Source organism: Dactylosporangium sp. NPDC005572 (genome assembly GCF_040605515.1).
Lineage (GTDB): Bacteria > Actinomycetota > Actinomycetes > Mycobacteriales > Micromonosporaceae > Dactylosporangium.
The window spans coordinates 24,947-37,168 of record NZ_JBEXCY010000112.1 but is presented as its reverse complement, the minus strand read 5'-3'; the positions used below and the strand labels follow the sequence as shown (position 1 = coordinate 37,168).

Annotated in this window: 13 protein-coding genes; 2 read left to right on the top strand and 11 right to left on the bottom strand. The window is 68.2% G+C overall.

The annotated features are described in order from the left end of the window. Positions 1-578 precede the first annotated feature (578 nt). The 11 genes from ABZS66_RS38310 to ABZS66_RS38260 form a co-directional block, all read right to left on the bottom strand. A complete protein-coding gene (locus ABZS66_RS38310; RefSeq protein ID WP_354766566.1) occupies positions 579-1,295 on the bottom strand; it encodes an NAD(P)H-dependent oxidoreductase in 717 nt (238 codons plus the stop codon). Next, positions 1,283-2,044: an aldolase/citrate lyase family protein gene (locus ABZS66_RS38305; RefSeq protein WP_354766564.1), complete on the bottom strand. Its 762-nt coding sequence runs from the start codon at positions 2,042-2,044 to the stop codon at positions 1,283-1,285. Before ABZS66_RS38305 ends, ABZS66_RS38310 begins: the two co-directional genes overlap by 13 nt. Continuing rightward, positions 2,044-2,961, bottom strand: a complete 918-nt coding sequence (locus ABZS66_RS38300) for a hypothetical protein (protein ID WP_354766562.1) — start codon at positions 2,959-2,961, stop codon at positions 2,044-2,046. Before ABZS66_RS38300 ends, ABZS66_RS38305 begins: the two co-directional genes overlap by 1 nt. 38 nt (positions 2,962-2,999) lie before the next feature. Then, the gene (locus tag ABZS66_RS38295; RefSeq protein ID WP_354766560.1) at positions 3,000-3,884 is read right to left on the bottom strand and encodes a DUF6282 family protein; all 885 of its coding nucleotides are present in this window, start codon (positions 3,882-3,884) and stop codon (positions 3,000-3,002) included. A 74-nt stretch (positions 3,885-3,958) separates the two neighbouring features. Further along, a complete protein-coding gene (locus ABZS66_RS38290) occupies positions 3,959-4,717 on the bottom strand; it encodes an ABC transporter ATP-binding protein (protein ID WP_354766558.1) in 759 nt (252 codons plus the stop codon). A 29-nt stretch (positions 4,718-4,746) separates the two neighbouring features. After that, on the bottom strand, positions 4,747-5,925 hold the full coding sequence (locus ABZS66_RS38285; RefSeq protein ID WP_354766556.1) for an ABC transporter substrate-binding protein: 1,179 nt from the start codon (positions 5,923-5,925) through the stop codon (positions 4,747-4,749). A gap of 38 nt (positions 5,926-5,963) precedes the next feature. Continuing rightward, positions 5,964-6,836 (bottom strand): branched-chain amino acid ABC transporter permease, encoded by an 873-nt coding sequence (locus tag ABZS66_RS38280; protein ID WP_354766554.1) that lies wholly within the window; start codon positions 6,834-6,836, stop codon positions 5,964-5,966. Beyond that, positions 6,833-7,636 carry an ABC transporter ATP-binding protein gene (locus ABZS66_RS38275; protein WP_354766552.1) on the bottom strand — a complete coding sequence of 268 codons (804 nt, stop codon included), beginning with the start codon at positions 7,634-7,636 and terminating at the stop codon, positions 6,833-6,835. The genes ABZS66_RS38280 and ABZS66_RS38275 overlap by 4 nt, the downstream gene beginning before the upstream one ends. Then, complete coding sequence (locus ABZS66_RS38270; protein ID WP_354766550.1) at positions 7,633-8,601, bottom strand: branched-chain amino acid ABC transporter permease; 969 nt, start codon at positions 8,599-8,601, stop codon at positions 7,633-7,635. Before ABZS66_RS38270 ends, ABZS66_RS38275 begins: the two co-directional genes overlap by 4 nt. A 117-nt stretch (positions 8,602-8,718) precedes the next feature. After that, complete coding sequence (locus tag ABZS66_RS38265) at positions 8,719-9,477, bottom strand: IclR family transcriptional regulator (RefSeq protein WP_354766548.1); 759 nt, start codon at positions 9,475-9,477, stop codon at positions 8,719-8,721. A gap of 340 nt (positions 9,478-9,817) precedes the next feature. Continuing rightward, positions 9,818-10,210 (bottom strand): helix-turn-helix domain-containing protein, encoded by a 393-nt coding sequence (locus tag ABZS66_RS38260; RefSeq protein WP_354766546.1) that lies wholly within the window; start codon positions 10,208-10,210, stop codon positions 9,818-9,820. A gap of 95 nt (positions 10,211-10,305) precedes the next feature. On the opposite strand from ABZS66_RS38260, the gene ABZS66_RS38255 reads away from it, so the two are divergent. Together ABZS66_RS38255 and ABZS66_RS38250 are read left to right on the top strand one after the other, a co-directional pair. After that, a complete protein-coding gene (locus ABZS66_RS38255; protein WP_354766545.1) occupies positions 10,306-10,917 on the top strand; it encodes an ester cyclase in 612 nt (203 codons plus the stop codon). Between the two features lie 275 nt (positions 10,918-11,192). Further along, on the top strand, positions 11,193-12,104 hold the full coding sequence (locus ABZS66_RS38250) for a LysR family transcriptional regulator (protein WP_354766543.1): 912 nt from the start codon (positions 11,193-11,195) through the stop codon (positions 12,102-12,104). Positions 12,105-12,222 lie beyond the last annotated feature (118 nt).

The window sequence follows — 12,222 nt, the reverse complement described above, 5'->3', positions numbered from 1 at the left end:
CAAGGGACACCCGAACTGATCAACACTAGTCGATCACACACTTTGTGCCAGAGCCTTGAAATTTGCCCCTGGCGACCACATCAATGCCAACGCACCACCAAACCACAGACTCCTTTACTCGGCCGGTTTATGCTTGCAGCGACCTGGGAGAACGTTGCTGGGCACGTCGCTGGCTGAGGGTCAAGGGGTCGTGGGTTCAAATCCCGCCGTCCCGACAGTGTAGGGGTTTTCGCAGGTCAGCGACTCGCGGAGGCCCCCTTTTTCATTGTTCGGCATCACTGCCAGGTCTAGCACGCCGCTGTTGGACCCCTTGACTAGGCAGGTTTCGGATGCCGCTGTTGAAGATCGACAAGTTCACTGAAGGGCTCGCCCGGGACTGGTCCGGGTTCCTCCGCGCAGGCAACTACCCGGAGACGACCCGGTACAACTACCTCCTGGTCGCCGCGCAGCTCGCCCGGTATCTCGCCGAGGGCAGCGGGACTGCGATGAGGCCCCCCGCGCGTACGGGGCCGCTGACGCCGTCCTCGCCCGGCCGCCACACCCTGCAACGATCTCCAAAACACCAGGTCGGTACAGGCTCACTCCTCGGACGACCAGGTGGTTGCGGGCCGGGCCGTCTTCAACGCCGGCGGCTCGCCGCCGGGCGTATTGGCCCCGTCCAGGCACTCCAATACCCGCTGCCGCCATTGGTGCAGGTATTCGCGCCGTTGCTGCATCGATACGCGGGGTGCCGCATAGGCCACGAAGGGCTCCATGGTGTTCAGCCCGAGATACTCGACCATGCAGTGCTGGGTCGGCCAGAGGACCTGCTCGATGGCGCCGTAGGTGCCCCGTTCGGAGAACCGCTCGCGGGTGCCCCCGGTGACGATCCCCATCAGCCCCGAGCGCCCGCGGAAGAAGCCCGTGTCGTAGCGCATGCTGTCCTCGTAGGCGAAGCCGTACGCCAGGACCCGCTCGAACCAGCCCTTGAGGATGGCCGGTACTCCTCCCCACCACAGGGGGAACACGAGGATGATGACCGCCGCGCGCTCGACCCGCCGCTGTTCCCGGGCGAGTTCGGGTGTGTAGCCGCGCTCGGCCGAGGCGTGCGCCTGTTCCGTCTGATAGTGGAATCGTTCGGGGTCAGCGACGGTGGTGAAGTCGTGCCGGCCCGCGACCGGGTTGAACCCTTCGGCGTAGAGGTCCGAGACGACGACCTCGTGGCCCGCGGCCTCCAGCGTGGAGACCGCGGCGTCCCTCATGGCCCCGGCGAACGAGGTCGGCTCGGGGTGGGCGTAGACGATCAGGGTGCGCATGCCCGGAACCTTGCGACGAGTTCGGCGGCGCCGGAGCCGAGGATGGTCGCGTCGTTGCTGAGCATGACGAAGTCGAAGCCCTCGTCCGCGAGGGCGGCCGCGCGTATCGGATCCGCGCCGATGGCGATGCCGCAAGGGCGCGACGCTGCCTTGCACTGTTCGACCACGTGGTGGATCCGCTCCACGACCTCGGCGCTATCGGCGGGCATGCCGAGCGAGACGGAGAGGTCTGCCGGACCGACGAAGAGAGCGTCGACCCGGCCGCCCTCGGCGATCGCCCTCGCGCTTCGCACGCCGGCGTCGCTCTCGATCTGGGCGATCACGGCGACCTCGTGTCCCGTGGCGAGGTAGTCGAGCATGGGCGTGAGTCCCCAGTTCCCGGCCCGGCTGGTCGGCCCGACACCGCGCGAGCCGTCCGGCTCGAACCGGGCGGCCCCGGCCACCGCGCGGGCCTGTTCGTCGGAGTCGACGTGCGGCACGAGGACCCCGGACGCGCCGGCGTCGAGGGATCGCTGGATCCAGGCCGGTGAGTGGTCGGGGACCCTGACCAGCGGTACGACGCCCCGCCCGGCGGAAACGGCGGTCAGGGTGGCGGCGGTCTCCATCGACATCGGCGAGTGTTCGAGGTCGAGGACGACGAAATCGAAGCCGGCGACGGCCATCAGTTCGACGGACTCGATCGTCGGAAGTTTCACCCACGTGCCGACCGCTGTACGGCCGTTGCCCAGCAGCCGCGGGAACGACAGCATCAGGAGGCCACCTCCGATCGTCCCGGGTACTCCGCGGCGTTGAGTACCCAGCCTTCGCGGGCTGAGAAGTCCGCCCTCGGGGGGCAGAAGATGTCGATCAGCTGGTTGCGTGCGGGCCCGACTGCCTCGCTGGTGTGCACGGTTGGTGGCGGGATGATCGCCACCGACGGGCTGCCGACGCGCGTGTGCTGATCCTCGCGCCATTCGCTGCGCTTCGTGGTCCACGGTGTGCGGATGTGGTGCATGTAGGAGCCCTCGACGGCGAGCGAGCACTGTTCGAAGTTGTCGTGGTGGTGCGGCGAGAGCTGCTCCGGGTCGCGCGGCCCCTGCTGCAGTTCCAGAAAGTTGATCATGAATGCGGACGTGCGGAAGATCCGGCCGAAGCGGCCCGTTTCCGGCGGGATCCGCTCGGTGAGGTAGACGCGTAGCCGGTCGCCGTCGACGGGGTCGGGCCACGGTACCAACGGGGTCACGTTGGCGTGGGGCACGGTGTAGGAACCGGCGTTGGCGGCTTTGTCCATGAGGTCCCCGGTGCGCCCGTCGAACAGCCGCACCACCGCGGTGTCGCGCCCCGCGGTCAGCGAACTCGGTCCGGGAGGGACCACGACGACGGCGGGTTCGGTGACCGTCGCCCGGTCCGCGCCCGCGGTGATGTCGACGTCGCTGTCCAGGGCGGTGAGCAGCAACAGGTACTCATGATGCTGTTCCCGGCGGTCCAGGGTGTCGCCGGCCCTGAGCCGGGTGTAGGCCAGGACGAAGTTCTGGCCACGGAAGTACCAGGTGGGACTGCCGGCCGCGGACACCTCGGCCGGATCAGCGAGGTCGAACTGGATGTACTCGGGGGCAGCGGCGGCAGCGGCCGGACCGGTACCCGCAGCGGGGATCAGCGCGGATCGCGCATCGTTCTGGTTGTACACGCCATTCCTTTCACGGACCGCGGTGCGGCTCCGGCTGATCAGTCCTGCAGGTTCAGCAGGCGGCTGGGGTTGTCACGGACCATGAGCCGCAGGTCCTTCTCGGGAAGTCCGAGGTCGAGCAGGGCCTCCGCGACGCGGATGAACGCATCGACCGGCTTGGGCATCGTGGACTGCCCCAGGTCCGATGCCAGCACGGTATGCTCGGGCCCGAGCTCCTCGATCCAGCGGTACAGCCGGGCGGGGTCCCATTTCATCGAGGCCTCGGGGTCGTACATGTGCATCTCGTGCTCGATGACCGCGCCGAGCTCGATGAACTCGCGGCATTGCGCCGGTTCCGCACCGATCACGAAGTCGGGGTGGCTGACGACCATCCGGTCGATCCCCTTCTCCCGGCCGAGCGTGAAGACGGCCCTGATGTCCTGAGGGTGCATGTGTCCGCCGTTGAGCACCGCGCCGGCCTCGGCGATGAGATCGAGCACCGGATGTACGGCGGGGAGCGGCTTACCGTCGTCGGTGACGTCGACCCGCTCGGTGGTCAGCGGCACGGTTGCCGTGGGGAAGCCGGAGTGTTCGGGATGGCAGTCGATATGGCGGCCGGAGGAGAACGTCGGGAACCACACGACCTTGCCCCCCATCCGCAGGCACATCTCCACGGCGTGGGGGTTGAGGCCGCCGACCTGGTTGTTGAGTGCTATTCCACCGAACACCTGCGTCGGCACGTTCACGAGGCGGTCCTTCATGGCCAGCAGGTCCATCACCGAGTTGTGGTGGTGGGACTTGGCCACCATGGCCCGCATCCGGAGCCGTTGGGCGCCGTCCTGCGCCGCCTCGACGTGGTCGAACCGGCGCGGGAAGGGACTCGGCCCCGAATGGCAGTGCATGTCGACGAGGCCGGACAGGATCGTCGCGATCGCATTGGTCATAGCGTCCTCTGGTTGAGTCCCGGTGGAATCGGTGGCTGAAGTCGTGGGTTCGGTCGCCGCTGGAATCCGGCGTCTCAGGACGGTGCCGATGGGCCGGGCGCGGCCGCCGCCCCGAAGTAGAGTCGCGCGAGGCTCTCCGCATCCATCTCGGCGGCACGCCCGATCCCGGCCGACTCGCCGCGGCGCATCTGCAGCAGCCGGTCGGACACTTCGAGGAGCTCGGCGGCGCGTTGCTCGACGATCACCATCGCCAGACCGGTCCGCTTGAGCACGGCGATGCGCTCGAAGAGCCGTTGCCGCATGATCGGGGCCAGGCCGAGGCTCGGTTCGTCGAGCAGGAGCAGACACGGACCACTCATCAACGCCCGGGCCACGGAGAGCATGGCCGCCTCCCCGCCGCTGAGTGTCTGTGCCATCTGGGAGCGGCGCTCGCCCAGCACGGGGAAGATCGCGAAGGCTTCGGCGAGCCTTCCTCCAAGCACGTTCCGGTCGCGTCGTCGCACCGAGTACGCCCCCAGACGCAGGTTCTCCTCGACGGTCATGCCCGCGAGAATCCCCCGTCCTTCCGGGCTGACCGCGATGCCTGCCCTGACGCGTTCGGTGACCGGCGCCTTGGTGATGTCCCGGGAGTTGAGGGCGATCGAGCCGGAGCTGGACCGGGTGGCTCCGGCGATCGCGTTGACGAGTGAGGACTTGCCCGCGCCGTTGGCTCCGATGACGCCGAGGACCTCACCGGCCGATACGTCGAGGTTGAGACCGTGAACCGCGCGGACACTGCCGTATCGGACGGTCAGCCCGCGTACCTGCAACACGGCCGCCGGGTTGTCAACCATCGCGTTGCTCCTGCCTGGGGATCTGGCGGCTACCGCTTGGGGGTGAAGACGATGTCGACCGACGTCTCGGTGATCTTCGCGAGATAGTCCGGATTGGAGGTGATGCCGTAGTGGTCGCTGGCCGTGTAGTCGTAGGCGCCGCTGGTGCCCGCGTATGAATCCATGGACTCCAGCGCGTCGCGGAGCGCCTGACCGTCTGTGGAGCCCGCCTTCTCCAACGCCGCCGCGGCCAGGAAGACCGCATCCCAGCCGCGACCCACGTACGTCGGGTCCTGCTCCGCCGGATTTGTGTCCGTGAAGCTCTTTACGGACTGGCTGCGGTCGGCCTCCTTCAGCACCGCGTTCACCTGCAGCGGCGATGCGACCACGAGGACGTGGGGGTACGCGGCGGAGGCCTGGACGATGTTTGCGCGCGACTCGATCCCGATGAGCAGCGGCGCCCGAGAACCCGCGTCGGCGAGGGCCTTCGCGGCCACGATCTGGGTCGGGCCCGAGGACAGCTTGATGATCGCCTGAGCGCCCGCGCCGAGCAGCTTCGATACCTGTGGGCGAAGGTCGACAGCGTCACTGGCGTGCTGCTCGGCGCCCGCGATGTCGATTCCGGCCGCCTTGAGCTGATCGCTGATCACCTGCAGTTGCTGCTTGTTGTACGGGGTCGGGTCGTAGAGGATGCCGACCTTCGTGATGCCGTCGTGTTGCAGGTACTCCACCCGGGTACCCGTCTCGTACCGGACCGGGGTGATGGTCGAAAAGATCCATTCGGCGTCCTGCTGCGGGACCACCGAGGCCACGACCATCGGGACGTGCTGTGACTTCGCCAGCGGTGCGACGGCCGCGTTGCCGGCGGAGGAGAACCCGTTGACGAACAGCGCCGGCTTGTCCGTACCCATGATGCGCTGGAATGCCTGGACCTGCTTCTGCGGGTCGGCGGCCATGTCGCCCGACACCACCTGCAGTTGCCGGCCGCCGAGCACGCCGCCTTGGTCGTTGATGGCCTTCACCGCCGCGTTGATGCCCTTGAGCACGCCTTGGTCGACCGTTTTCAGGTAGGCGGTCTGGTCCACCAGAACACCCAGGACCACGGGTCCGTCGGCGTTCGACCGGTTGTCGCCGTTGGAGCCGGAGGAAAGGTTGCTGCCGCACGCGACGAGGCTGAGCACGGCGACGGCGGCTGCTGCGACGCCGAGAAGGCGGGGTGTGGCGCGCATGAAAGTCTTCCAATCTCGAGGATCGTGCCGTGCGGGGTTCAGTACTTGACGGCTACCGCGCGGCCGAAAAGGCCGCCGGGGCGCAGAAGGAGCAGCAGGAGCAGGAAACCGAGGAGGATCACGTCGAGGTAGGAGGAGGACGCGTAGGTGAGAATGAAGGCCTCAGCGACGCCGACGACGAGTCCGCCGAGGAATGCGGTACGCACGTCGAGGACGCCACCCACCACCGCGGCGACGAATCCCTTGATGTTGTACAGGTGCGCCGCGTTCCAGGCGGCGAACTGCAGCGGCGCGACCAGGACCCCGCCGATACCACCTATCAGTGCGGCGGCGGCGAACACCACCACCGCGATCCGGGCCGGGTTGACCCCCATCAGACGCGCCACGTTCTGGTCCGTGGCCACGGCGCGCATCGCCACCCCGGTGGGGGTCTTGGCGATGAACGCGCCCAGACCGGCGGAGACGACCACGGCCGCCGCCACGATCCATAGGCTCTGGCTGTCGATACGCAAGCCTGCGGCCGACAGGGTGAAATGCGGCGGGATGGGCGGCACCGGGCGGGGATCACTGCCCATCAGGTTGAGAACCAGGTTCTCGGACGCCACCAGGAACAGCAGCGTCCCCAACATGGTGATGAGGTCACCGGCGCCGCGCTTCCACAGGGGCAGCACGACCGTGAGGACGAGGACGAGCCCCCCGATCACGGCGAAGCAGACACCGATCAGCGCCGAGACCGCCAGCGGCAGGCCCCACTCCTGGCCGGCATAACCGGCGCCCATCCCCCCGAGCATGACGAACGCGCCCTGACCGAAGTTCATCACACCCGTGGTGCGATAGATGAGCGCGAAGCCGACCGCGACAAAGCCGTAGACACAGCCGAGGCTGAGCCCGATCGCAAGAGTGTTGATCATGAGATCGCACCTTCGTTCCGGGCGGTGACGCCCGCGTCGCGGGTACCGAAGTAGGCGGCGGCGACGGCCGGATCCCGGCGGATCTCCGCCGGGGCGCCGTGACAGAGAAGCCGGCCGAAGTCCAGGACCGTGACCCGGTCGCTGACCCGTAGGACCAGGTCGACATCGTGCTCCACGAGCAGCAGCGTGGTGCCCTGGTCGCGAATGTCGCGCAACGTACGCTCCAGCCGAGCGGTCTCGACCTGGTTGAGTCCGGCGGCCGGCTCATCCAGCAGGAGCACCCGCGGCTTCGCGGCCAGTCCCCGGGCGATCTCGAGCAGCCGCAGCTGGCCGGCGGTCAGTTCGCCCGGGTACCGCTCGCTCTCGTCCGCCAGGCCGACCGTCGCCAGCGTCGCGTGGCAGCGCAGAACCAGTTCACGTTCCGCCCTGCGCACCGCGCCCAGCGGGAACAGCGAACTCCACACACCGCCCTTCGCATGCAGATAGCTGCCCGCCAGGACGTTCTCGAGCACGGTGGCGTTTCCCAGCGGCCGGGCGGTCTGGAAGGTCCGGACCAGCCCGAGCCGGGCGATGCGATGTGGCGGCTTGCGGGTGATGTCCCGGCCGTCGAGCGTGACCGTTCCCCGGTCGACCGGGGAGAAGCCCGACAACGCGTTGAAGAGCGTTGTCTTGCCGGCACCGTTGGGGCCGATCACGGAGCCGATTTCGCCCACCGCCAGGCTCAACGACACCCCGTCGACCGCCTTGACCGCGCCGAACGACTTGCTGATGTCGCGGGCCTCCAGCAGCGCGGTCCTCACGCCGACGCCTCCGCGCCGTGGGCCCGCAGGCCGATGCTGCCTCGATCTCGCAGCTGTCCACCGCCGTCCTTGGGACGCCTCGCCGCTCTCCGCCGCCCCCCGAGCAGACCCGCCGGGCGCAGGATCAGCACGATCACCAGCAGCGCACCGAAGAAGGTCGGCTGCCAGGACGCCATGGACTCCGGGGCCAGCTCCGGAACGACGGTGACGACGAAGGAGCCCAGAACCGCGCCCCAGACCGAGCCGGCACCGCCGATGAACAGCATCATGAACAGCGTGAGAATGGTCGCGAAGCTGAACGTCTCGGGACTGACGTAGCTGGTCGTGTGCGCATACAGCGAACCGGCGACCGACGCGAGCAGGGCCGAGACGACGAACGCCGTGAGCTTGACCCGATGAACGTCGATCCCGACGCTCTGCGCCGTTGCCTCATCGGTGGAGACCGTGCGCAGCGCCCGGCCCCAGCGACCCCCGCGAAGATGGGCCACCGCGACCAGGGCGACGAGCATGAACACTCCGCACACCCAGAACTGGGCGAACTCCCGCTGGAAGCTCAGCCCGCCCAGCGAGTACGGGGGAATGCCGCCGATGCCGGTGAAGCCGTTGAAGTATGGCGATGCCACGGCGAATGCGTAGAACCCCAGGCCGACGGCGAACGTGCCGAGGGCCAGGAAGTGGCCCCTCAGGCGGAGGGTCGGATAGCCGGTGACGACGGCGAGGGCGGCGGCGATGAGCGCGGCCACGAGCATCCCCGGGAGCGGGCTCAGACCCCATGACGTCGTGGCAAGGGCCGAGATGTAGCCGCCGATGCCGAAGAAGGCGTTGTGCCCGAACGAGATCTGGCCCCCGTAGCCGACCAGTAACGTCAGGCCGAGGATCACGATCGCATAGATAGCAATCTTGCTGCCGAGGGACAGCAGGTAGGTTGAGCCGTACAGCCCGAGGCCGACGACCGCCACGGTCATACCGGCCACTCCCGCGGTGAATCCCGCCGACCAGACACGGCCCGGACTCGTCGGCCGCGACCCGTTCATCAATGCTGTCCTCTCGTCCACGTACGTCACGGTCGTGAGCGCGTGCGGCTATTCCTGCATGGAACCCGGGTAATCGCCCGAGAACCCGAGCTTCCGGCTGAGCTCCTCGGCCGCGCGGCGCAGTCCTTGAACCAGCCCGGCGGACGTATCGTCGGGAATCGCGGCCTCCGTGCCGACGATGGCCATCGACGCCGCGATCCCGCGCGCGTCCAGAACGGGGACGGCGGCCGTGCGAAGGCCCAGGACGTAACCGCTCACGATGACGACACCCTCACGGCGAGCCGACTCCATGCCTCGTTCAAGCTCCGCCCTGCGGTCCGGCACGAGCAGGAGGATCTTCTCCACGGTCCGCCTGTCACGCAGGAAGGCCAGGAACAGCCGCGTCTGCGCCGCGTCGATCGGCAGCTGCGAACCGATGCGAACAAGAACCTGGATGAGCTTGTCGGGAGTCTCGACCCGGGTCACCACCGGCCCGAGACCGCCCCAGACGCTCAACACCACCGTCTCCTGGGTCTGCTGACACAGGTCCCTCATCGTCGGCCCGGCGGCTTCGATGACGTGCAGTGAGTTCAGCGCCATGGTGCCCAGCTGGGCGAGTAGCGGGCCCAGGGTGTACTCACCTTCACCGACGCGCTCGAGGAAGTCGGCGTTGACCATCGAGGCGAGGTAGCGGTGCAGGGTCGAGCGCCCAACGCCCAACTCCGAGGCGAGCGGTCCGAGGCGCAGCCGCGACCCCGGCTCGAACTGGCGCAGGATCTGCGCGCAGCGCGCGATCACCTGGATGTCACCGTTCTCGCGCTCGTTCACGTCAGCCGCTCCTATGTCTCGCTATGGTGGTTGCCTGTTGCGAAGAGTAGGACTCGACTCAGACACCGTCAAGACTTCAGGTCGTAACATGGAGCCGCGGTGGGCTTGAATGGCCACGTCGCCGGTTGCCGGATCTTGACGAAGGACTCGCTACCTGCGCGAGCCGCGCCGACACTTTGGCGCAGGTCAGTCCTGTTTCGCGGCTACCCGAGGGCCTGGAGCGGCCTGCTCGCCGCAAGGGCCTGACTCCTGCCGGATAGCGCGACACCATGTCCCGTAAAGAGGGACATCTGGCTCGGCATGCGCCGCACTGACCCGCGCGCCGACGTGCGGCCTGCCGTCAGCGGCCGACTCGCTCGTCGTAACGGTGCTGGGCGGCGAGCACGGCCGGCATCTGTGACTCCAAGTGTGCGAACAGCGCGACCAGCCGGTCGGCGACGGACCGACCAAGCGGCGTCAGCGAATATTCGACGCGCAGCGGGAACGTGCTGATCAGCTCCCGGTGGACGAAACCGTCGCGTTCGAGAGCCTGCAGCGTCTGCGCCAGGATCTTCTGACTCACCCCGTCGACCCGGCGCCGCAGCTCGTTGAACCGCAGCGGTCTCGAAGCGAGCACGCCGAGCACCAGGCCGCCCCAGCGGCCGGTCACGTGTTCGAGGGTCGGCCGCGAGGGACAACTGCGCGCGAAGACGTCGTAGGGCTCGATGGCCGCCAGCCCCTCGATCGATGCCATGGCCGATGTTACCTCTGGCACAGCGCAATCCCGGAGATTGCGGTTTCCATCAGAAACTGGGAATGTGGTTGAGCGTTCAACCAAAGGAGGTTGTCATGATCGACCGTCGTGCGCTGCTGCGTGACAGCGGCGCCGTAGCACTCGGAGCGCTCGCCCTCGGCGCCGTCGCCGGTGGTACCCCTGCCGTCGCACAGGACGCCGTCAACTCCACCCCGCTGCCCGACCCGGCAACGAGCCCCGTGCCCAACCCACCCTTCCCGCGAGGGCTGAACCACGCCGAACGCGCCCACCTCGAAACCTTCGACGAGCTCGACTTCGACGTCTTCACCCACGCCGACTGGGCCCGCCTCGGCGAAAGCCACGCCCCGAACATCCGGGTGCACTGGCCTGACGGGCACTACACCGACGGCATCGAGCGCCACATCGCCGACCTGCAGGCACTGTTCGTCTGGGCCCCCGACACCCGCATCCACGAACACCCGATCCGCATCGCGATGAACGAGTTCACCGCCGTCACCGGCGTCATGCGGGGCACCTTCACCCGGCCCATGCCCGACGGCAAGGGCGGCCACATCCCGCCCACCGGCAAGTCCTACGCCATCAACATGGTCACGGTCGGCATCTGGAATCGCCGGGCGGGCTACATGGACGAGGAATTCCTGTTCTGGGACAACCTGGCTTTCTACTCACAAATCGGCCTGGCGTAACGGCCTGCCGGCCGCGGCTCACCGCCGATCCAGCCCGCGGACCCGCGGCGTGGCCAGGAAGTCGCTACCGGGGCCGACGCCCGGCCACCGTAGTCACCATCCGTGTCCCCCTCCAGGCTCCTTCGGTGATACGACCCCGGCCTGGAGGGGGTCGGCGCGCAATCAGGTCACGATGATCCGCCGGTGCGTGCCGCCAGTGCTGATCTCCTCGAACGACGGGGCGGCGCAGCGTCGGACGACGGCACACACCACGACGATCAAGGACGGTACCCGCGGTGGAACTACGGCATCTGGAGCACTTCGTCGCGGTGGCCGAGGAACAGAGCTTCACCAAGGCGTCCCACCGGCTTCATATCGCCCAATCGGCCCTGTCCGTCTCCATCCGTGCGCTGGAACGTGACCTGACCGCACAGCTGTTTCATCGCACCAATCGCACGGTCACGCTCACGAACGCCGGCGCGGTGCTGCTCGAGCACGCCCGCACCGTGCTGGCCGACGTGACGGCCGCGCGGGATGCCGTGGGGCAGGTCCAAGGGGGCCTGCGTGGCGTGGTGCGCGTCGGCATTCTGCAATCCATGGTGCTGCCGGACCTCGCGGAGGTCTTCGCGCGGTTCCGCCACGAACGGCCGCAGGTCCTCATCGAACCGCACCTGGCCCCCGGAGGCTCGACCGAACTCCAGCAGGCCGTTGCCGCTGGCCACCTCGATGTGGCGTTCGCCGGTCTCCCGATGGGCGACTACGACCCGTCGCTCGTGGTCGTCCCGATCAGCACCGAGCCCATGGTGCTGGTACTTCCCCCGCGACAGGAGGGAGCCGAGGCGGATGTCATACGGCTGGAGGACCTCGGCGGGGAGGTATTCGTGGGGTTCCCCAGCGGCTGGGGGACCCGCCGACTGGTGGATGCGTTCTTCGCCGGCGCGGGCCTGACCCGCGAAATCAGCATCGAAGTGCCCGACGTCACGACCGCGGTGGAGTTGGTCCGCTCAGGGTTTGGCGTGGCGTTCCTTCCGCAGTCCACCGTCTCGAACCGCCCGGATCTGTCGATCCGGCAGGTCGATCCCTGCCCCGCCCTCGAGATCTGCATCGTCATGGCACCGTCGCATCGGCGGGTGGCCGCCACGCGAGCGTTCACCGACATGGTGATGGCCCACTACCGCGTACCCAACAGGGCGACGCCCGGTGCGTAGCCGTTCCTGTGCCATCAACGCGTGGCGAGGCTGAGACACGCCCGAGACCGCCGCGTTGGCCCACACGCCGGGCGATACAGCACGTGCGCGCAGCGCCGCGCCACTACTGCGATTGCCC

Bases quoted from the DNA above. Each gene is read 5' to 3' on its own strand.
- ABZS66_RS38285 (WP_354766556.1), bottom strand. From the start codon at position 5,925: ATGCGCGCCACACCCCGCCTTCTCGGCGTCGCAGCAGCCGCCGTCGCC.
- ABZS66_RS38255 (WP_354766545.1), top strand. From the start codon at position 10,306: ATGATCGACCGTCGTGCGCTGCTGCGTGACAGCGGCGCCGTAGCACTC.
- ABZS66_RS38290 (WP_354766558.1), bottom strand. From the start codon at position 4,717: ATGGTTGACAACCCGGCGGCCGTGTTGCAGGTACGCGGGCTGACCGTC.
- ABZS66_RS38310 (WP_354766566.1), bottom strand. From the start codon at position 1,295: ATGCGCACCCTGATCGTCTACGCCCACCCCGAGCCGACCTCGTTCGCC.
- ABZS66_RS38305 (WP_354766564.1), bottom strand. From the start codon at position 2,044: ATGCTGTCGTTCCCGCGGCTGCTGGGCAACGGCCGTACAGCGGTCGGC.
- ABZS66_RS38280 (WP_354766554.1), bottom strand. From the start codon at position 6,836: ATGATCAACACTCTTGCGATCGGGCTCAGCCTCGGCTGTGTCTACGGC.
- ABZS66_RS38270 (WP_354766550.1), bottom strand. From the start codon at position 8,601: ATGACCGTGGCGGTCGTCGGCCTCGGGCTGTACGGCTCAACCTACCTG.
- ABZS66_RS38260 (WP_354766546.1), bottom strand. From the start codon at position 10,210: ATGGCATCGATCGAGGGGCTGGCGGCCATCGAGCCCTACGACGTCTTC.
- ABZS66_RS38295 (WP_354766560.1), bottom strand. From the start codon at position 3,884: ATGACCAATGCGATCGCGACGATCCTGTCCGGCCTCGTCGACATGCAC.